This window comes from Brevundimonas naejangsanensis (assembly GCF_000635915.2).
Taxonomy (GTDB): Bacteria; Pseudomonadota; Alphaproteobacteria; order Caulobacterales; family Caulobacteraceae; genus Brevundimonas; species Brevundimonas sanguinis.
In genome coordinates this window covers 1080721-1100520 of sequence record NZ_CP015614.1, presented here as the reverse complement: position 1 = coordinate 1100520, position 19800 = coordinate 1080721, and the positions used below count along the sequence as shown (strand labels likewise).

The window sequence follows — 19800 nt, the reverse complement described above, 5'->3', positions numbered from 1 at the left end:
CTTAGTTGCCTATATGGTTTTCCAACGGCGCGGCGCAGGCTGCGCACAATCGGAGAGCGCACAATGATCGACGTCAGACCCTTCAACACCCTCGGCGGTGCCAACCACGGCTGGCTGAACGCCAAGCATCACTTCTCGTTCGCCAACCACTACGATCCGAAGCGCATGGGCTGGGGCCGTCTTCGCGTCTGGAACGACGATGAGATCGCCGCGCAGTCGGGCTTTCCGCCCCACCCGCACGCCGACATGGAAATCATCACCTATGTCCGCACCGGAGCGATCACCCACCAGGACTCGATGGGCAACACCGGCCGCACCGGTGCGGGCGACGTTCAGGTGATGAGCGCCGGGACCGGCGTGCGTCACGCCGAATACAATATGGAGAACGAGCTCACGACGCTGTTTCAGATCTGGATCGAGACGGATCGGCCGGGCGCCCAGCCGTCGTGGGGGCAGCGCGAGTTTCCCAAGAGCGACCGTTCGGGCCGTTTCACCGTCGTCGCCTCGGGCGATCCGGCGGACGAGGCGCTGACGATCAACGCCGACGCCAGGGTGCTGGCCGCCACGCTGAAGGCAGGCGAAAGCCTGTCCTATGATCTGGCTAGCGGCCGCCGCGCCTATCTGGTGCCCGCCGTGGGTCAGGTGGAGGTCAACGGCACGACGCTGAACGCGCGCGACGGCGCGGGCATCATCGACGAGCCGACGATCACCATCACGGCCAAGGAAGACGCCGAACTGGTGATGGTCGACAGCCTGTAATCCTGTCGAGGACGCTGATCCTGGGAGCGACGCCCCCAGGATCAGGCCTCGGCTCAAAGACCCAGCTTGGTCTTCAGGATGTCGTTGACGGCGGCCGGGTTGGCCTTGCCGCCGGTGGCCTTCATGACCTGGCCGACGAACCAGCCGATGGCCTGAGGCTTCTCGGCGACGGCGGCGGCCTTGTCGGGGTTGGCGGCGATGATCTCGTCCACCGCCTTCTCGATGGCGCCGGTGTCCGTGACCTGCTTCAGGCCGTGCTTTTCGACCACCTCGGCGGGCGAGCCTTCGCCGTTCCAGACGTGGTCGAACACTTCCTTGGCGATCTTGGACGAGATGACGTTGGTCTCGATCAGCTCGACCAGCTGGGCCACATGGGCGGCGGGCAGCGGGTTGTCGCTGAAGTCCTTGCTGTCGGCCGCCAGACGCGCCGAGACCTCGTTCGTCACCCAGTTGGAGACGAGCTTGGCGTCGCGGCCTTTCGCGGCCGCCTCGAAATAGTCGGCCTTGGCCTGTTCCGAGATCAGCACGCCCGCGTCGTATTGCGACAGGCCGTATTCGCTCATGAAGCGGCGGCGCTTGTCGTCCGGCAGTTCCGGCAGGCTGGCCTTGATCTCGTCGATCCAGGCCTGTTCCAGCACCAGCGGCAGCAGGTCGGGGTCGGGGAAGTAGCGATAGTCCTGCGCCTCTTCCTTGGAGCGCATGGAACGCGTTTCGCCCTTCACCGCGTCGAACAGACGGGTTTCCTGCGTGATCGAACCGCCGTCTTCGAGGATCTCGATCTGGCGGCGCGCCTCATACTGGATCGCCTGAGAAATGAAGCGGAAGCTGTTGACGTTCTTGATCTCGCAGCGCGTCCCCAGGAAGCTGAAGTCGCCCGTTTCCTTGAACTTGTCGTAGTTCCCGGCGCGGCACACCGACACGTTCACGTCGGCGCGCAGGTTGCCCTTCTCCATGTCGCCGTCGCAGGTGCCGAGATAGATCAGGATGGTCCGGATCTTCTTGACGTAGGCGACCGCCTCTTCCGGCGAGCGGATGTCGGGGCGCGAGACGATCTCCATCAGCGCCGTGCCCGCCCGGTTCAGGTCGACGTAGGATTCCGTCGGCGAGAGGTCGTGGATCAGCTTGCCCGCGTCCTGTTCCAGGTGCAGGCGCTCGATTCCGACGTTGAAGAAGCTGCCGTCCTCGGCCTCCACCTCGACCACGCCCTCGCCGACGATGGGGTGATACAGCTGGCTGATCTGATAGCCGGTCGGCAGGTCGGGATAGAAGTAGTTCTTGCGGTCGAACTGGCTCTTCAGATTGATCTGGGCGCGCAGGCCCAGGCCCGACTTCACCGCCTGCTCGACGCAGTATTTGTTCAGGGTCGGAAGCATGCCGGGGAAGCCCGCGTCGATCAGCGACACCTGCTCGTTCGGCCCGGCGCCGAAGCCGACCGCCGCGCCCGAGAACAGCTTGGCCTTCGAGGCCACCTGGGCGTGGATCTCCAGACCCATGACGATTTCCCAAGCGCCCGTGCGGCCCTGGATCAGTTTGGAGTTCTCAGTCATGCTCACCACCAACGGTCCGGCTTGGCGACGAAGCCCGCCGCGTCTTCGAGGGCGCCCGCGACCTGGAAGACGGTCGCCTCATCCAGGGCCTTGCCGATGACCTGAAGGCCCAGCGGCAGGCCCTCGCTGTTCAGTCCGGCAGGCACCGAAATGCCCGGCAGACCGGCCAGGTTGGTCGTCACCGTGAAGACGTCGTTCAGATACATGGTCAGGGGGTCGATCTGCTTGTCGCCGATAGCGAAGGCGGCCGACGGGGTCGACGGCGTCAGGATGGCGTCCACCTGGCCCCAGACGTTGTCGAAGTCCTCGGCGATGCGGCGACGCACCTTCAGCGCCTTGACGTAATAGGCGTCATAGAAGCCCGCCGACAGCACATAGGCGCCGATGGTCAGGCGGCGCTGGACCTCCTTGCCGAAGCCCTCGGCGCGCGAGGCGGCGTAGAGGTCGTCCAGCGACGAGAAGTCCTCGGCGCGATGGCCGAAGCGCATCCCGTCATAGCGGGCCAGGTTCGACGACGCCTCGGCCGGGGCCACGATGTAATAGGTCGGCAGGGCGTATTTGGTGTGCGGCAGGCTGATCTGGACGATCTCGCAACCGGCGGCCTTCAGCCACTCGACGCCCTGTTGCCACAGCGCCTTGATCTCTTCGGACATGCCGTCGATCAGATATTCCGCCGGGACGCCGATGCGCAGGCCCTTGACCGACTGGCCGACGGACTGGGTCCAGTCGGGGGTCGCAACGTCGAGGCTGGTCGAGTCCTTGGCGTCGAACGAGCACATGGACTTCAGCAGCAGGGCGGCGTCCTTCACCGTCTTGGTGATCGGCCCGGCCTGATCCAGCGAGGAGGCGAAAGCCACCATGCCGAAGCGGCTGGCGCGGCCGTAGGTCGGCTTGATGCCCACCGTGCCGGTGAAGGCGGCGGGCTGCCGGATCGAGCCGCCGGTGTCAGAGGCCGTCGCGGCCAAGCACAGGTCGGAGGCCACGGCCGAGGCCGAACCGCCCGACGAACCGCCGGGCGTCAGCTCGGTGTCCGAACCCTTGGCCTTCCACGGGTTCTTCACCGGACCGAAGGCCGAGGTTTCGTTGGCCGAGCCCATGGCGAACTCGTCCATGTTCAACTTGCCCAGCATGACCGCCCCGTCGCGCCACAGGTTGGCGGTGACGGTCGATTCATACGGCGGCACGAAGCCGCGCAGCATGTTGGAGGCGGCGGTCGTCTGCACGCCCTCGGTGCAGAACAGGTCCTTGATGCCCAGCGGCGCGCCTTCCAGCGCCCCGCCCTCGCCCTTGGCCAGACGGGCGTCGGAGGCCCGCGCCTGTCCCAGCGCCTTGTCCGCCGTCACCTCGATATAGGCGTTCAGCGTCGGGTTCGAGGCCTCGATGTTGGTCAGGAAGGCCTGGGTCAGTTCTTCCGACGAGAAGGTCTTGGCCTTCAGGCCATCGACGGCGTCGGCCAGAGTCAGCTTGGTCAGATCGGTCATGATTTACTCCACGACCTTGGGCACGACGAAGAAGCCGTCGGCGGATTTGGGCGCGTTGGACAGGACGTCGGCGACCTTGCCGCCGTCCGTCACCACGTCGTCGCGCAGACGCAAGGGTTGAGACACGTTGGAGGTCATCGGCTCGACGCCCTGCACGTCCACCTCGTCCAGCTGTTCGATCCACTGCAGGATGCCGTTCAGCTCCTGGGCCAGCGGCTCCAGGCGGTCCTCGGGGGTCTTGATGCGGGCGAGATGCGCAACCTTGCGCACCGTCGCGGCGTCGATGGCCATGCGGCCCTCCAAAGCATGAGAGTCTGAGGGGGCGGGATTAGCGTTTCAACGCCGGTTCGACAAGGATCGGGCGCCGCACTTCGTCCAGCTTGACCATGGCGACCAAAGACCCCCTATCCTGACAGACCGCCCGCCGCGAAGATGAAGGCTCGCCTTACAAGGAGACCCGACCATGAAGATCACCGGCCCCCAAGTCCGCGCCGCCCGCGCCCTGGTGCAATGGCCGCGCGACCATGTGGCCCGCCTGTCCGGCCTGACGGCCGATGTTCTGGCCGACTTCGAGCGCGAGAACGTCGACCCCGGCGAGGAGGCGCGCAGCCGCCTGCAGGCCGCGCTGGAGGAAGGCGGCGCCGTGTTCCTGGGCGAGGACGACGGCGGCCTGGGCGTGCGGCTGAAGTTCACGCGCAAGGAAGTCCGCTCGATCCGGCGCATGGAGAATGAAGGCGGGCCGGTAGGGGACGACGACGTGTGAGTTACTCCCCCTCACCGCTCATCCCGGCGGACGCCGGGATCCAGTAAGAGCCCACGTGCAGACGTTCGCAGATACTGCTCAATGCGGCCCAACCATCCGTTTGTCGCCAAAGCACTGGATCCCGGCGTCCGCCGGGATGAGCGGGAGTCAAAGGGCCTGCGCTTTGACACGCGCCTCATCTGGCCCTAACGCGCCTTGGTGCCTGTCTTTGACCTTTCCGAACTGTCCGCCGCCTGCCCGCCCAACACCCCGTGGCTGGGTCTGGATCTGGGCGAAAACACCATCGGCGTCGCCGCCTCCGACGCCGGGCGCATCATCGCCAGCCCGCTCGAGCTGATCCGCAAGACCAAGTTCAGCCAGGACGCCGAACAGCTGTTCAGGATCATGGACGGCCGCAAGGTCTCGGCGCTGGTCATCGGCCTGCCGCTGAACATGGACGGGACCGAGGGGCCGCGCGCCCAGTCGTGCCGCGCCTTCGCCCGCAATCTGGAACGGTTCCGGCCGGTCAACGTGGCCTTTCAGGACGAGCGGCTGTCGACCACGGCGGTCGAGCGTTTCCTGATCGACGAGTTGGACCTGACCCGCAAGCGCCGCGCCGATGTGGTGGACCGCACCGCCGCCGCCTGGATCCTGCAGGGCGCGCTGGACCGGCTGCGCCCCTGATATGGCGGCCATCTTTGCGGGCGTCCTGCCGGTCTTCCTGCTGCTGGCGCTCGGCTATGGCCTGAAGAAGTCGGACTATCTGCCCGACGCCGCCTGGCGGCCGATCGAGAAGCTGGCGATCAATGTCCTCTATCCCGGCTTCCTGATCCCGGCGATCTGGAACGCAGACCTTTCAGGATCGGCCGCGGGCGCGGCGGGCGCCGCCGCCGTGACGGTGTCCATCATCGTCTCGACCCTGACCCTGCTGTCCAAGCCTCTGCTTCCCCTCAGCGGCCCGGCCTACACCAGCGTGTTTCAGGGCATGATCCGCTGGAACAGCTTCGTCTTCCTGCCGGTCGTGCAGGCGACCTTCGGGCCGGAAAGCGTGGGCCTGGCCGCCGTGGTCATCGCCGCGATGATCCCGGTCAGCAACATCCTGAGCGTCATCGTCCTGGCCAAATGGGGGGCGGACCAGCGCGGCGCCTCGCCCAGGGCCCTGGTCCGGGCGATGATGTCCAACCCCATACTGCTGGCCTGTCTGCTGGGGCTGGCGCTGAACTTTTCGGGCGCGCCCAAACCGCCGGGCGTGGCCGAGACGTTGCAGCTGCTGGGATCGGCCGCCTTGCCGCTGGGCCTGATCGTGGCGGGCGCCGGGCTCAGCTTCCGCGAACTGGCGCGCACCCGCGTCACGGTCGGCGCCGTGGTCGTGGTCAAGATGATCGTGACGCCGCTGGCCATGTGGCAGCTGGCGCGCCTGTATGGCGGCGATGAGATGGCCCAGGGAATCGCCCTGCTGTGCGGGGCCGCGCCGGGCGCCGCCTCGGCCTATGTGCTGGCGCGTCAGATGGGCGGAGACGCGCCGTTGATGGCCGGGATCATCGCGGCGACCACGGTATTCTCGGTCATCGGCATCCCTACGGCCCTGCTGCTATTCCATCTGGCCTGAGTCCCGCCTATTACGGCGTCTCAATGACCTACGCAGCGCCTGTCACCGATCTCATCAAGGAACGGCTGACGCCGTTTCCTCGCGACCACTTCCTCGCCGCCGGAGATCTTCATCCGCCGGCCGCCTTGGCCTTGCTGGACCTGGCCGACGCCTTCGTCGACTTCAACCGGCAGTCAGCCAAGGGCGTGGACCTGATGCGCGGCCAGACGGTCGTGAACCTGTTCTTCGAGAATTCGACGCGGACCAGCTCTTCGTTCGAGATCGCCGCCAAGCGTCTGGGCGCCGACGTCGTGACCATGCCGGTCGCCTCTTCCTCGGTGAAGAAGGGCGAGACGCTGATCGACACCGCCGTGACGCTGAACGCCATGAAGCCGGAGATTCTGGTGGTGCGCCATGCGTCTTCGGGCGCGGTGGACCTGCTGTCGCAGAAGGTCGGCTGCGCCGTGGTCAACGCGGGCGACGGCCGCCACGAGCACCCCACACAGGCCCTGCTGGACCTGCTGTCCATCCGCCGCGCCTTTGGCGATGTGGGCGGGCTGACGGTCGCCATCTGCGGCGACATCGCCCACAGCCGCGTGGCGCGTTCGAACGTCGCCCTGCTGCAGATGATGGGCGCGCGGGTGCGGCTGATCGGACCGCCGACGCTGGTGCCCGGCGACGCCGACCGCTGGGGCTGCGAAGTCTTCCACGACATGAAGGAGGGTCTGGCCGGTTGTGACGTGGTCATGATGCTGCGCCTTCAGCTGGAGCGGATGGCGGGCGCCCTGATCCCCTCGACGCGCGAGTATTTCCGCTTCTGGGGCCTCGACCGCGAAAAGCTGGCCTGGGCCGCGCCGAACGCCAAGGTCATGCACCCCGGCCCGATGAACCGGGGCGTGGAGATCGATTCCGACGTGGCCGACGACCTGAGCGTCTCCCTGATCCAGGATCAGGTCGAGATGGGCGTCGCCGCCCGTATGGCCGTTCTGGCCGCCCTCGCCCACCGCCGCGCGGGAGGCGCCGCATGACCGCCGCTCAACCTATCGCCCCCAAGGCTCTGGCCATTGTCAACGCCCGCCTGCTGGACCCGGCCAGCGACTATGACGGTCCCGGCGCGGTCCTGATCGCTGACGGCCGCATCGTCGAGGTCATCCACGGACAGGCGACCCAGCGCCCCGAGGGCGTGCAGATCATAGACGCCGAGGGCCGCTGCCTGGCGCCCGGCCTGATCGACATCCGGGTCAAGACCGGCGAGCCTGGCAACGAGCCCAAGGAGACGCTGAAGTCGGCCAGCCTGTCGGCGGCGGCGGGCGGCGTCACCACCATCGTCGTCCAGCCCGACACCGATCCGGCGATCGACGACCCGGCCATGATCGACCACATCCAGCGGCGCGGCGCGGCGCTGGATCTGGTCCACGTCCGCGCGGCGGGCGCGGCGACGCAAAGCCGTGACGGCGAGCGCATGGCCGAGATCGGCCTGATGCATGAGGCGGGCGCCCTTTATTTCACCGACGGCGACCGGGTGATCCGCAACACCCGCACCCTGCAACGGGTCATGAGCTACGCCGCCTCGTTCAACGCCCTGATCGCCTGCCGTCCGACCGAGCCGTGGCTGTCGGAAGGCGCGGTGGCGACCTCGGGCGAGCTGGCGACCCGGCTGGGCCTGTCGGGCGCGCCCGCCATCGCCGAGCGCATCCAGCTGGAGCGCGACCTGGCCCTGGTCGAGCAGACCGGCGCGCGCTTCCTGATCGACCAGATCTCGACCGAGGGCGCGCTGGAGACGCTGGCCCGCGCCCGTGCGCGCGGGCTGGAGGTCGCGGCCTCGGCCTCGATCAATCACCTGTGCTTCAACGAAATCGACATCGGCGACTACCGCACCTTCTACCGGCTGGACCCGCCCTTACGCGCCGAGAGCGACCGGCAGGCTCTGGTCGAGGCGGTGCGCGACGGCCTGATCGACGTCATCACCTCGGCCCACTGTCCCGAACCGGCCGAGAACAAGCGCCGCCCGTTCGCCGAGGCCGAGCCGGGCGCGGTGGGTCTGGAGACCCTGCTGCCCGCCGCCCTGACGCTGCACCACGAATACGGCGTCGACCTGCTGGACGTGCTGCGGCCGTTGACGCAGGGGCCCGCAGCCCTGCTGGGGCTGGAAGCTGGTGAGTTGTCGCAAGGGGCGCCCGCCGATCTGGTGCTGTTCGACGCGGGGGCGCCGGTGGTGATCGACGCCGCGACGCTTCGCTCCAAATCGAAGAATTCGCCCTTTGACGGGCGGCGACTGCAAGGGAAGGTCTTGCTCACCGTCGTTTCGGGCCGCATCGTCCACGACGCACGTTAAGGGGAGCGAATCACTTGCAGGATCTGGCGGGGCCGGCGCTCCTTACGCTCGGGCTTGTGGCTATTGGCGGATACCTGCTGGGCTCCATTCCCTTCGGCGTCATCCTGACCCGCGCGGCGGGTGCGGGCGACGTGCGCAACATCGGTTCGGGCAACATCGGCGCGACCAACGTCCTGCGCACCGGGCGCAAGGATCTGGCTATCGCCACCCTGATCCTGGATGCGGGCAAGGGCGCGGTCGCCCTGCTGATCGCGCGGCATCTGCTGGGAACGGACGTCGCCGGCGCCATGGCCGGGGGCGCGGCCTTTCTGGGCCACCTTTTCCCGGTCTGGCTGGGGTTCAAGGGCGGCAAGGGGGTGGCGACCTTCTTCGGCCTGATCCTGGCCGCGTGCTGGCCGCTGGGCCTGCTGGCGGCGGCGACCTGGCTGATCATGGCGTTCGCCCTGCGCTACTCCTCGCTGTCGGCCCTGGCGGCGGCGGCGCTCACGCCGCTCTACGCCCTGCTGCCCCTGCCCGCGCTGGGCCTGCCTGCGCCTGCGCCCATCCTGGTCCTGGCGGTCTTCACCGCCGTGCTGATCTTCATCCGCCACCATGAGAACATCGGCCGCCTGCTCAAAGGCGCCGAGCCCAAGATCGGGGCGAAGAAGGCGTGACGCCCCTGTCGGAGGCAGAGCGTTTCGCCCGCCTCCGGCTCGCCCGGACCGACCGCGTCGGCCCCGTGGCCTTTTCCCAGTTGCTCCAGCGGTACGGTTCGGCCGAGCACGCTCTAGACGCCCTGCCCGATCTGATCCGCAATCGGGGACGCACTGGTTACGCCATACCTGCGCCCGACGCCGTCGAGGCCGAGCTTGAGGCGGGCGCCCGCATCGGCGCGCAACTGATCCTGTGGGGCGAGGCCGACTATCCCGAAGCCCTCGCCGCCGTCGATCCGCCGCCGCCTTTGCTGTGGACCCTTGGCGACCCGGCGCTGATGCGGCGGCCCTGCATGGCCATCGTCGGCGCGCGCATCGCCTCGGCCGGCGGCCAGCAGATCGCGCGCGGACTGGCGCAACAACTGGGTGAAAGCGGTCACGTCGTCGTCTCGGGCCTCGCGCGCGGGGTCGATGCGGCGGCGCACCTTGGCGCTCTGGACACCGGCACGGTCGCCGTTCTGGGCGGCGGCGTGGACGACGTCTATCCGTCCGACAACGCCGACCTGTATCGCAAGATCGCCGAGCGCGGCTGCATCGTCTCGGAAAGCCCTGTCGGCGCGCGGGCGCAGGCGCGCGACTTCCCGCGCCGCAACCGCATCATCTCGGGCCTGTCGCGTGGCGTGGTCGTGGTCGAGGCGGAAATCCGCTCAGGCTCGCTGATCACCGCCCGGCTGGCGGGCGAACAGGGCCGCGACGTCTTCGCCGTGCCCGGCTCGCCGCTGGACCCCCGCTCCCGAGGGCCGAACGAACTACTGCGCCAGGGCGCTATCCTGTGTGAAGGGATGGAGGACATCGAGCGGGCATTCGCCTCTCTGCGAACCCTGCGAGAGTCGCCCGCTGATTCGCCGTTCGACGCCGGCCGACCTGACCAGATCGAAGACGACGTGCTGGAACGGGTAGAAGCCCTGCTGTCCCCATCGCCGGTCAGCCGCGACGAACTGGCCCGAGCGGCGAGATTGTCAATCGCGGAAACAGCCGCCGCCCTGCTGGAGCTTGATCTCGCAGGGCGGGCGACCTTGCTGCCCGGCGGCATGGCCTCGGTCTAGGCAGGGGCGGTGCGGCGGGCCAGATCCGCCGCGTTTTCAAGAATGCCGGCCAACCGTTCGTCCCCGTCCCAGCGGGCCATGCCGGCAAGCTCCATAGCCATGGCGGCTACATATTCACGAACCGGATAGTCCGTCAGATCCGGGCTTGGCGCCTGGCGGCGTCGCTGTGCTGTTTGGCTCATCGTCAACCCTCCCGAGAACGCCTCAGAGGAACACAACTTACAATGGTTTGCAAACTCGCGTTACCCGGAAAGGTTGCCCAACTAAAATGCGCCGATTGACTTCCGAGCGCGCCGCAACCACGTTCGCGCCCCCTTTTCCCCGATAGAGCGCCATGAATCTCGTCATCGTCGAGAGCCCCGCCAAGGCCAAGACCATCAATAAATACCTGGGCTCGGACTATAAGGTTCTGGCTTCCTACGGCCACGTCCGCGACCTGCCGTCCAAGGACGGCTCGGTGCTGCCCGACGATGACTTCGCCATGCACTGGGAGGTCGACGCCAAGGCTTCCAAGCGCCTGTCCGAGATCGCCGAGGCCGCCAAGGCCGCCGACCGCGTCATCCTGGCCACCGACCCCGACCGCGAGGGAGAGGCGATCAGCTGGCACGTTCTGGAGATCCTGAACAAGAAGAAGGCGCTGAAGGACAAGGACGTCCAGCGCGTCACCTTCAACGCCATCACCAAGTCCGCCGTGCTGGAGGCCATGGCCAACCCGCGCCAGCTGGATATGGAGCTGGTGGACGCCTATCTGGCGCGCCGGGCGCTGGACTATCTGGTGGGCTTCAACCTGTCGCCGGTGCTGTGGCGCAAGCTGCCGGGCGCCCGTTCGGCGGGACGGGTGCAGTCGGTCGCCCTGCGCATCGTCGTCGACCGCGAGATGGAGATCGAGCGGTTTAAGGCTCAGGAATACTGGTCGGTCGAGGCCGACCTGATCGCTGACAGCCCGCCCTTCACCGCCCGCCTGGTCAAGCATGAAGGCAAGCGGGTCCAGCGCCTGGACATCGTGTCCGAGGCCATGGCCATGGCCGCGCGCGAGGCCGTCCATAGCGGCGACTTCACTATCAAGTCGGTCGAGAAGAAGCCGGCCAAGCGGTCCCCCGCCCCGCCCTTCACCACCTCGACCCTGCAACAGGAAGCGGCACGCAAGCTGGGCTTCACCGCCCAGCGCACCATGCAGGCGGCGCAGAAGCTGTACGAGGGCGTCGACGACACCGGCGGCCTGATCACCTACATGCGTACCGACGGCGTCTATGTGACGCCTGAAGGCATTGCTCAAGCGCGCGAGGCCATCGGCCAGCGTTTCGGCCCGGCCTACGTCCCGGCCGAGCCGCGCTACTACAAGACCAAGGCCAAGAACGCCCAGGAAGCGCACGAAGCCATCCGTCCGACCAACATCCTGCGCAGCCCCGACACCCTCCGGCTCGATAGCGACCTGCAGCGGCTCTACGAGTTGATCTGGAAGCGTATGATCGCCTCGCAGATGGAATCGGCGCGTCTGGACCGCACCACGGTCGAGATCGAGACGCCCGACGGCCAGACCGGCCTGCGCGCCACCGGCCAAGTCGTGGCCTTCGACGGCTTCATCGCCGCCTATGAGGAAGGCCGGGACGAGAAGCAGAAAGGCGCCGAGGAAGACGAGGACGAAGGCGGCCGCCTGCCCGCGCTGAAGGAAGGCGCCAAGGCCAAGGTCGAGGCGATCCGCACCGACCAGCATTTCACCGAGCCGCCGCCGCGCTTCTCGGAAGCCACCCTGGTCAAGAAGCTGGAAGAGTTGGGCATCGGCCGTCCGTCCACCTACGCCTCCATCCTGACGACCCTGCGCGACCGCGAATACGTCCGCATGGACAAGAACCGCTTCTTCCCAGAGGACAAGGGGCGGCTGGTCACGGCCTTCCTGGAGCAGTTCTTCGCCAAATGGGTCGAATACGACTTCACCGCCGCGCTGGAGACCCAGCTGGACGAGGTGTCGGCGGGCGATCTGGACTGGAAGACCCTGCTGCGCCGCTTCTGGCAAGACTTCCACGCCGCGACCCAGGCTGCGGGCGAGTTGCGCACCACGGCTATCCTGGATCACCTGAACGACGCCCTGGGCCCGCACATCTTCCCCGACAAGGGCGACGGGGCGGACCCGCGCGAATGCCCGGTTTGTCATGAAGGCCAGCTGAGCCTGAAGACCAGCCGTTTCGGCGCTTTCATCGGCTGCTCGCGCTATCCGGAGTGCAAATACACCCGCCCGGTGGCCTCGCCCGACGGGGCCGAGGGCGGCGCGGAGAGCGGCGACCGCGAACTGGGCGTCGATCCGGCGACCGGCCAGCCGGTGCATCTGAAGATCGGTCGGTTCGGCCCCTATGTCGAAACCACGCCGCCGGACGCGGAAAAGCCCAAACGCTCGTCCCTGCCCAAGGGCTGGACCCCGGCGTCGATGGATCTTGAGAAGGCGCTGCGCCTGCTCAGCCTGCCGCGCGACGTGGGCCCGCACCCCGAAGACGGCAAGATGATCACCGCCAGCCTGGGCCGCTACGGGCCGTTCGTGGCGCACGCGGGCACCTACGCCAATGTCGCCGACATCGAAGAGGTGTTCGACGTCGGCCTGAACCGCGCCGTGGCCCTGTTGGCTGAAAAGCGTGCGGGTCGTGCGGGCCGCGCCTCGGCCGCCGCGCCGCTGAAGGAACTGGGCGCCCACCCGGAAACGGGCGAGGCCGTGCAGGTCATGGCCGGCCGCTACGGCCCCTACGTCAAGTCAGGCAAGATCAACGCCACCCTGCCCAAGGGCACGGCGCCCGAAGACATGACGATGGAGGCCGCCCTGCCCTTGCTGGCCGCCAAGGCCGGCGCCGCGCCGAAAAAGAAGGCGCCCGCCAAGAAGGCGGCTGCGAAGAAGCCTGCGGCCAAGAAGGAGCCCGCAGCCAAGAAGCCGGCCGCGAAGAAGGCCCCGGCCAAGAAGGCGGCTAAGGCCGCAGACGCGGAATAGGCTCAAGCCCCCGTTCTCACGGACGGGGGCATTTCCTGCTTCTGTTCCCATTACAGCTCATCCCGGCGGACGCCGGGACGAGCGGGTATTTAATCTACCGCCCCGCGACCAGCTCATTGCGAACGCGGCGCCCCAAAGGATCGCGCCCCGACCAGGTCTCGCCCACTGAGACTTCGATGTAGGGCGTGCAGAAGCGCGAAATGATCATGCGGGGACGGATCTCATTCAGACAGATCTTGTCGTCCTCTTGCGCCCAGCGCGCCGTCAGACGACGCCCGTCTGAAAACAGGGCGCGATAGGCCCCGTCACGATCAAACCAGTGCTTGACCCAGTTGCCGTTGGGATAGTGGGAAACGACAGTATTTCCAAAGGTCGCCTGCATGGCTTCGACGCCCCGTCCGCGATCCGACGCCTGGGCGCCAAGCGGCGCGGCAAGCATCACCGCGATCAATACGGCTGTGCGCATACGATCTGCCTCTCCCTGTCTCCACGGCGGAACATACAGCCCGCAACGCCCTTGCCAAGCTGAGCCGTGCAAACAGAAATACTTGACTGACGAGTAGGGCTTTCCATATACCGCCTCAGGCTCGGAACAGGACTGGCGATGCGCGCCGCCCGCTCGCCCACGAGGGGCGGTTCCGTCAGCTAACGGCGTTTGCGAACGTTATCCTCCGTCCCTTCAGGACTATATGACTGAGTTTTCTAAACTGGGCCTCTCGCCCACGACCCTGCAGGCGGTCGCCGACACCGGCTACACGATCGCCACTCCGATCCAGGAACAGGCCATCCCGGTGGCCCTGGCCGGACGCGATGTCCTCGGCATCGCCCAGACCGGCACCGGCAAGACGGCGGCCTTCACCCTGCCTATGGTCGACCGCCTCGCCTCGGGGCGCGCCCGCGCCCGGATGCCGCGCGCCCTGGTGCTGGCCCCGACCCGCGAACTGGCCGACCAAGTGGCCGAGAGCTTCGCCAAATACGCCAAGGGCACCAAGCTGAACTGGGTGCTGCTGATCGGCGGCGTGTCCATGGGCGACCAGGTCGCCGCCCTGAACAAGGGCGTGGACGTGCTGATCGCCACGCCGGGCCGCCTGCTGGACCTGTTCGATCGCGGCAAGATGCTGCTGACCGGCGTCGAGCTGATGGTGGTCGATGAGGCCGACCGCATGCTGGACATGGGCTTCATCCCCGACATCGAGCGCATCTTCAAACTGACGCCGCCGCGTCGCCAGACCCTGTTCTTCTCGGCGACCATGCCGCCGGAGATCACGCGCCTGACGCAGCAGTTCCTCAAGGATCCCACCCGGATCGAGGCGTCGCGCCCGGCGACGACCGCCGACACCATCACCCAGCACATCACCCGCCTGCCGACCTCGGACCCCAAGGCCAAGCGCACGGCGCTGCGCGCTTTGGTGCAGCGCGGCGACGTCCAGAACGGCATCGTGTTCTGCAACCGCAAGTCGGAAGTCGACATTGTCGCCAAGTCTCTGCAGGTCCACGGTTTCGACGCCGCGCCGATCCATGGCGACCTGGACCAATCGCTGCGCACGAAGACCCTGGCCGACTTCCGCAGCGGCGCGTTGAAGCTGCTGGTCGCCTCCGACGTCGCCGCGCGCGGCCTCGACATCCCGGCGGTCAGCCACGTCTTCAACTATGACGTTCCGCACCACGCCGACGACTACGTCCACCGCATCGGCCGCACCGGCCGCGCCGGACGCCTGGGCGAGGCCTTCATGATCGTGACGCCGTCCGACGACAAGTCGTTGGACAAGGTGCTGAAGCTGATCAAGAAGGAGCCGGTTGAACTGCCGCTGGACGGTATCGACTTCGCCTCCATCCAGGACCGCCCCCGCGACGACAGCCGCTCAAGCCGCGGCCGTGGACGGGGCGAACGCAGCGAACGCAGCGAACGCGGCAGCCGCTCGCGTCGATCGGTCGAAGAAGCCCCCGTCGAGGCCGAAACGCTGATTGAAACAGCGCCGACGCCTGCGCCCGAAGCCGAAGCGGCGCCTCAACGCGCGCGCAGCCGCAAGAAGACCGAGGCCAAGGCGACGCCAGCGCCCCAGAAGACGCCCCAAAAGGCTAAACAGGCGGAAGACCGTCAGCCCGCGTCCTTCACTGGAAATCCTTTCGGCGATGATGTCCCGGCCTTCCTGCGTCGTCCGGTCGTTCTGGCCGGATAAGGCGGGTCTGCGAACTTAACCCTGCGTTACGGAAGACCGGTATAGCTTGCCGGATGACGCAGCGCAGGGGCAGTTCAGGCATGACCACGCAGGTGGAAACCACGGTTCGCAGTCCGGAAGCCTATGCTCTGGCGCATCGCGCCGTGGACGCCATGCAGGCGGCCTCAGTCTGGCCGACGCCGCTGAATTTTGAGCTGTGGCTTCACTATCTGGGCGATCCCGAGGGAACCCTGGGGCAGGAGATTTCGCGGCTGCTCGCCACGGGCGCGCCCTTCACCGATTCGACGGCGGAAATGCTCGCCGCCGAATTCCTGCCGCGCGGGCGCCTGTCCGAAGAAATCCGCGACGCCGGCGCCGTGCTGAATCGCGAGCTCGCCGCAGTGGCCGGCGCCATCGACAAGGCCCGCGAAAGCCAGGCCACCTATGGCAACACCCTGGCCGAGGCCGCCGATCGCATGGCCAATTCAGGGACCCCGGACGATCTTACCGATCTGGTCGCGTGTCTGGCGGATGCGACGCGCCGGATTCGACGTCATACCGCCGCGCTGGAACGCCGTTTAGAATCCTCGAATCGCGAAGTCACCAAGCTGCGCGATCATATGGAGCAGGTGCGCCGCGACGCGATGACGGACGCCCTGACCAATCTGGCCAACCGCAAGGCGTTCGATGAACACCTGTTGCGCCTATGCGATCAGGCGGAAAACGGCGGCGGCTCGCTCGGCCTTGCGATCATCGATATCGACCATTTCAAGCGGTTCAACGACACCTGGGGGCACCAGACGGGCGATCAGGTGTTGCGCTATGTCGGCAGCGTCTTGGGACGCGTGTCGCGCGCGCCGCGTATCGCCGCCCGCTATGGCGGCGAGGAATTCGCAGTCATCTTCCCAGGTGAAACGGCGGGCGCAATAGAGGCCGCGTTGAACGCGATCCGCGAGGAAATAGCCTCCCGCGCCCTGCGGCGCCGCTCGACCAACGACGACCTGGGCGCCGTGACCATATCCGTCGGCTTTGGCGTGCGTCGCGCGGGCGAAAGCGCCGGGCAGCTGCTGGCGCGGGCGGACGAAGCGCTCTACGCGTCCAAGCGCAGCGGGCGCAACAAGGTGACCGCCGCCGCCGAGGCCGTATCCGACGCCGCCTGAGGCTTCACTTTAAGCTCGCCTATGAGACGCTTGCTGGCATAGTCGCCCGATGCGAAGCCTGCTGTTCAACATCGCCTATTGGGCGCTTTCCATCACCTACGGCCTGGCCGCCGCCTTTGCGGCACTGGCGCCGGGCCGCAAGGCCACGAGCTGGATCATCCGCCGCTATGTCCGGCGCATGGTGCAGGCCATGAGCCTGTTCGCAGGCATCCGCATCGAGACGCGCGGCAAGGAACGCCTCCCGCAAGGCGCCTTCATCATCGCCTCGAAGCATCAGAGCTGGGGCGACGGCTTCGCCACCTATGACCAGTTCGACGACGTGGCTTTCGTCACCGGCGACCATCTGGAGAAGTTCCCCCTGCTGGGAACGGTGCTCAAGAAGCTGGGCGCCATCGTCGTCAACAACTGCGGCGGCCACGCCGCCCGCGCCGCCCTCAGGGAACGCGCCGCCGACGCCAATCGCGAGGGGCGCAAGATCCTGATCTATCCCGAAGGCCACCTGGCCCGGGTCGGCGAGAAGTTCCGCTATCGCTCGGGCGTCTGGCACATGTATCGCGACTTCGACATGCCGGTCGTGCCGCTGGCGACCAATCTGGGCCTGTTCTGGCCGCTGGAGGAGTTCCACAAAAACCCCGGCACGGCGACGCTCGAATTCCTCGAACCAATCCCGACGGGCCTGCCGAAGGCCGAGTTCCTGGACCGGCTGGAAGCCGCTGTGGAAGGCAAGACGGCCGAACTGATCGCCGAGGCGACCGGGCAGCCGGTCACGCCGGCCGTCCTCGTCGAATCCAAGGAAGAATCCGCCCAGGCCGCCGCAGCGGCCAAGGCGGTCAGCGCTGCAGCCTAGGCCGCCGGGATCACCGCGCCTTCGTATTTCGAGGCGATGAAGTCCTTGATCGCCTGACCACGCAGGGCCTTGGCGAGAGCCTGAACGCGCGGGTCGTTCTGATTGTCGGGGCGGGCGACCAGATAGTTCACATAGGGGCTGTCGGCGCCTTCAAGCTGAAGGGCGTCGGTCTTGGGCTTGAGCCCGGCGTCGAGGGCGTAGTTGGTGTTGATCACCGCGCCGTCGACCTGCGGCAGGATGCGCGGGATGGTGGCGGCCTCGACTTCCTGGAACTTCAGCGCCTTGGGGTTGGTGGCGATGTCGCGCACCGTCTGCAGCGGGTTCTGCGTATCTTTCAGGGTGATCAGGCCCGCCGCCTGCAGCAGCAGCAGGGCGCGCCCGGTGTTGGAGGCGTCGTTGGGCAGAACCACCTGGGCGCCGTTCGGCAGGTCGGCCAGCGCCTTATGCTTGCGCGAATACAGGCCCAGCGGCTCGACGTGGATGCCGGCGACGGTGATCAGCGACGTGCCGCGCGCGGTGTTGAACTCGTCCAGATAGGGCTTGGTCTGGAAGTAGTTCACATCCAACCGCTTTTCAGCGAGTTGCACGTTGGGCTGAACGTAGTCGTTGAAGACCTTGATCTCGATCGGCACGCCTTCGGCGGCCAGGATGGGCTTCACTTGCTCCAGGATTTCTGCGTGCGGCACGGCGGTGGCGCCGACCAGCAGGGGCGCGCCCTCAGCCCCCGCCTTCTTGTCCGCCCCCTGACCGCAGGCGGCGAGCGTCAGAACAGCGACGGCGGACAGCAGCAGCGAACGGCGGATCATAAAGCGGGCCTTCGATAAAAATCAGCGGTGCGAGACCTTAGCGACAAGACGGTCGCCGATCATCTGCAGAATTTGTACGAGGATCAGCAGCAGAACTACGGTCACCACCATGACATCGGTCTGGAAGCGCTGATACCCGAAGCGAATGGCCAGGTCGCCCAGACCGCCCGCCCCCACTACGCCCGCCATGGCGGTGTAGCTGACAAGGGCGATGGCGGTGACGGTCGCGCCGGCGATGATGCCCGGCATGGCCTCCGGCAGCAGGGCGCGCGTGACGATCTGGAAGGTCGAGCCGCCCATGGCCTGGGTCGCCTCGACGACGCCCTTGTCCACCTCGCGCAGCGCCGTCTCGACCAGACGCGCATAGAAGGGCGCGGCCCCGACGACCAAAGGCGGAATGGCCCCGGCCACGCCCAGCGACGTGCCGACCAGCAGCACCGTCAGCGGCAGCATGACGATCAGCAGGATGATGAAGGGCACCGAACGCAGCACATTGACCACGAAGGACAGGACGGCGTTCAGCACCGGATTGGCGGCCAGCCGCCCCTTGCCCGACAAGTATAGCAGCACGCCCAGCGGCACGCCCAGGATCACGGTCAGCACCAGCGACCCGCCCAGCATCAGCAGGGTGTCGACCGTCGCCTTGCCGATATCGGCCCAGTCCACATTGGCGAACATCAGACCGCCTCCACCACGACGCCGCGCGCGGCCAATTGCGCCAGGGCCGCCTCGGCGTCGCCGCTGGTGAAGGCAACCGTCATCTGGCCGTAGGGCTCGCCGCGAATACGGCTGATGCGGCCCGACAGGATCGAATAGTCGACCCCCGCCGTGCGCGCGACGCGGCTCAGTTCCGGCTCATAGGTCGAGGGGCCGCGGAAGGTCAGGCGTGCCATGCGCGCCCCCGCCGGAGCGACCGAGGCGTCGATCGCCTCCTCGCCCTCGGCCAACATCGCGCGCGTCACGGCGTGTTGCGGGTGCAGGAAGACGTCAGCCGTCGCGCCCTGCTCCAAGATCTTGCCGTCCTTCAGCACCGCCACCTGGTCGCAGACGCGGCGCACCACCTCCATCTGGTGGGTGATCAGGACGATGGTCAGGCCCAGATCGCGGTTCAGCCCGTCCAGCAGGGTCAAAATGTCTTCGGTCGTTTCGGGGTCCAAGGCGCTGGTCGCCTCGTCGCACAACAGGACGCTGGGCCCGCAGGCCAGGGCGCGGGCGATGCCGACGCGCTGCTTCTGGCCGCCAGACAGCTGGGCCGGGTGCTTCTTGGCGTGATCGGCGAGGCCGAGTTGCGCCAGCAGTTCGGCCGTGCGCGCCTTCACCTCGGCCTCGGGCCGTCCTTCCAGCCTCAGGGGGAAGGCGACATTGTCCTCGATGGTCTTGGCGTTCAGCAGGTTGAAATGCTGGAAGATCATGCCGATGCGGCGCCGCGCGGCGCGCAGTTCGGCGGGGTTCAGGGCGGTGATCTCCTGCCCGTCGACGAAGACCTTGCCCGCGTCGGGCGTCTCCAGCCGGTTGATGGCGCGGATCAGGGTGGACTTGCCCGCCCCCGAACGGCCCACCACGCCGAACACCTCGCCGCGCGCAACATGCAGGTCGACGGCGTCCAGCGCCGTGAGGTCGCCCGCCGCGCTGCGATAGCGCCGGGTCACCCCCTCCAGTCGGATCAT

Annotated in this window: 20 protein-coding genes; 12 read left to right on the top strand and 8 right to left on the bottom strand. The window is 67.3% G+C overall.

Annotated features, from left to right (window positions below; genetic code table 11):
- The first annotated feature begins 63 nt into the window (after positions 1 to 63).
- A complete protein-coding gene (locus DA69_RS05230) occupies positions 64 to 759 on the top strand; it encodes a pirin family protein (protein ID WP_025977118.1) in 696 nt (231 codons plus the stop codon).
- Between the two features lie 53 nt (positions 760 to 812).
- Here DA69_RS05230 and gatB read toward each other — a convergent pair whose 3' ends face one another.
- The 3 genes from gatB to gatC are packed head-to-tail and all read right to left on the bottom strand — an operon-like array spanning position 813 to position 4078.
- The gene (gene gatB, locus DA69_RS05225; RefSeq protein ID WP_025977119.1) at positions 813 to 2306 is read right to left on the bottom strand and encodes an Asp-tRNA(Asn)/Glu-tRNA(Gln) amidotransferase subunit GatB; all 1494 of its coding nucleotides are present in this window, start codon (positions 2304 to 2306) and stop codon (positions 813 to 815) included.
- A 2-nt stretch (positions 2307 to 2308) separates the two neighbouring features.
- Entirely contained in the window at positions 2309 to 3787 is a 1479-nt protein-coding gene (gene gatA, locus DA69_RS05220) for an Asp-tRNA(Asn)/Glu-tRNA(Gln) amidotransferase subunit GatA (protein WP_025977120.1), read from the bottom strand.
- A 3-nt stretch (positions 3788 to 3790) separates the two neighbouring features.
- Complete coding sequence (gene gatC / locus DA69_RS05215; protein WP_025977121.1) at positions 3791 to 4078, bottom strand: Asp-tRNA(Asn)/Glu-tRNA(Gln) amidotransferase subunit GatC; 288 nt, start codon at positions 4076 to 4078, stop codon at positions 3791 to 3793.
- Positions 4079 to 4250: 172 nt separating this feature from the next.
- On the opposite strand from gatC, the gene DA69_RS05210 reads away from it, so the two are divergent.
- From DA69_RS05210 to dprA, 7 genes are all read left to right on the top strand, one after another.
- Positions 4251 to 4550, top strand: coding sequence for a hypothetical protein (locus tag DA69_RS05210; protein WP_025977122.1), 300 nt, complete (start codon positions 4251 to 4253; stop codon positions 4548 to 4550).
- 198 nt (positions 4551 to 4748) lie between these two features.
- Positions 4749 to 5213, top strand: coding sequence for a Holliday junction resolvase RuvX (gene ruvX / locus DA69_RS05205; protein WP_025977123.1), 465 nt, complete (start codon positions 4749 to 4751; stop codon positions 5211 to 5213).
- A 1-nt stretch (position 5214) separates the two neighbouring features.
- Positions 5215 to 6138 carry an AEC family transporter gene (locus DA69_RS05200; RefSeq protein WP_025977124.1) on the top strand — a complete coding sequence of 308 codons (924 nt, stop codon included), beginning with the start codon at positions 5215 to 5217 and terminating at the stop codon, positions 6136 to 6138.
- Positions 6139 to 6161: 23 nt separating this feature from the next.
- Positions 6162 to 7145, top strand: coding sequence for an aspartate carbamoyltransferase catalytic subunit (locus tag DA69_RS05195; RefSeq protein WP_025977125.1), 984 nt, complete (start codon positions 6162 to 6164; stop codon positions 7143 to 7145).
- Entirely contained in the window at positions 7142 to 8452 is a 1311-nt protein-coding gene (gene pyrC, locus DA69_RS05190; RefSeq protein ID WP_029972485.1) for a dihydroorotase, read from the top strand. Before DA69_RS05195 ends, pyrC begins: the two co-directional genes overlap by 4 nt.
- A gap of 14 nt (positions 8453 to 8466) precedes the next feature.
- Positions 8467 to 9105 carry a glycerol-3-phosphate 1-O-acyltransferase PlsY gene (gene plsY / locus DA69_RS05185; RefSeq protein ID WP_025977127.1) on the top strand — a complete coding sequence of 213 codons (639 nt, stop codon included), beginning with the start codon at positions 8467 to 8469 and terminating at the stop codon, positions 9103 to 9105.
- Positions 9102 to 10190, top strand: a complete 1089-nt coding sequence (gene dprA, locus DA69_RS05180; RefSeq protein WP_025977128.1) for a DNA-processing protein DprA — start codon at positions 9102 to 9104, stop codon at positions 10188 to 10190. Before plsY ends, dprA begins: the two co-directional genes overlap by 4 nt.
- Here dprA and DA69_RS14535 read toward each other — a convergent pair.
- Entirely contained in the window at positions 10187 to 10372 is a 186-nt protein-coding gene (locus DA69_RS14535; protein WP_134580910.1) for a hypothetical protein, read from the bottom strand. The genes dprA and DA69_RS14535 overlap by 4 nt on opposite strands.
- A gap of 152 nt (positions 10373 to 10524) precedes the next feature.
- Between DA69_RS14535 and topA the strand changes: the two genes are divergently transcribed.
- Positions 10525 to 13161: a type I DNA topoisomerase gene (gene topA / locus DA69_RS05175; protein ID WP_025977129.1), complete on the top strand. Its 2637-nt coding sequence runs from the start codon at positions 10525 to 10527 to the stop codon at positions 13159 to 13161.
- A 94-nt stretch (positions 13162 to 13255) separates the two neighbouring features.
- On the opposite strand, the gene DA69_RS05170 is transcribed toward topA, so the two are convergent.
- On the bottom strand, positions 13256 to 13627 hold the full coding sequence (locus DA69_RS05170; protein WP_025977130.1) for a hypothetical protein: 372 nt from the start codon (positions 13625 to 13627) through the stop codon (positions 13256 to 13258).
- 223 nt (positions 13628 to 13850) lie between these two features.
- On the opposite strand from DA69_RS05170, the gene DA69_RS05165 reads away from it, so the two are divergent.
- From DA69_RS05165 to DA69_RS05155, 3 genes are all read left to right on the top strand, one after another.
- Complete coding sequence (locus DA69_RS05165) at positions 13851 to 15341, top strand: DEAD/DEAH box helicase (RefSeq protein ID WP_025977131.1); 1491 nt, start codon at positions 13851 to 13853, stop codon at positions 15339 to 15341.
- An 80-nt stretch (positions 15342 to 15421) separates the two neighbouring features.
- The gene (locus tag DA69_RS05160; RefSeq protein WP_025977132.1) at positions 15422 to 16480 is read left to right on the top strand and encodes a GGDEF domain-containing protein; all 1059 of its coding nucleotides are present in this window, start codon (positions 15422 to 15424) and stop codon (positions 16478 to 16480) included.
- 49 nt (positions 16481 to 16529) lie between these two features.
- Positions 16530 to 17327: a lysophospholipid acyltransferase family protein gene (locus DA69_RS05155; protein ID WP_025977133.1), complete on the top strand. Its 798-nt coding sequence runs from the start codon at positions 16530 to 16532 to the stop codon at positions 17325 to 17327.
- On the opposite strand, the gene DA69_RS05150 is transcribed toward DA69_RS05155, so the two are convergent.
- Genes DA69_RS05150 through DA69_RS05140 form a run of 3 tightly spaced genes read right to left on the bottom strand, consistent with a single transcriptional unit; the run spans position 17324 to position 19800 of the window.
- Complete coding sequence (locus DA69_RS05150) at positions 17324 to 18133, bottom strand: MetQ/NlpA family ABC transporter substrate-binding protein (protein ID WP_025977134.1); 810 nt, start codon at positions 18131 to 18133, stop codon at positions 17324 to 17326. The genes DA69_RS05155 and DA69_RS05150 overlap by 4 nt on opposite strands.
- A gap of 21 nt (positions 18134 to 18154) precedes the next feature.
- Positions 18155 to 18811, bottom strand: coding sequence for a methionine ABC transporter permease (locus DA69_RS05145; RefSeq protein WP_025977135.1), 657 nt, complete (start codon positions 18809 to 18811; stop codon positions 18155 to 18157).
- On the bottom strand, positions 18811 to 19800 hold the full coding sequence (locus tag DA69_RS05140; protein WP_025977136.1) for a methionine ABC transporter ATP-binding protein: 990 nt from the start codon (positions 19798 to 19800) through the stop codon (positions 18811 to 18813). The genes DA69_RS05145 and DA69_RS05140 overlap by 1 nt, the downstream gene beginning before the upstream one ends.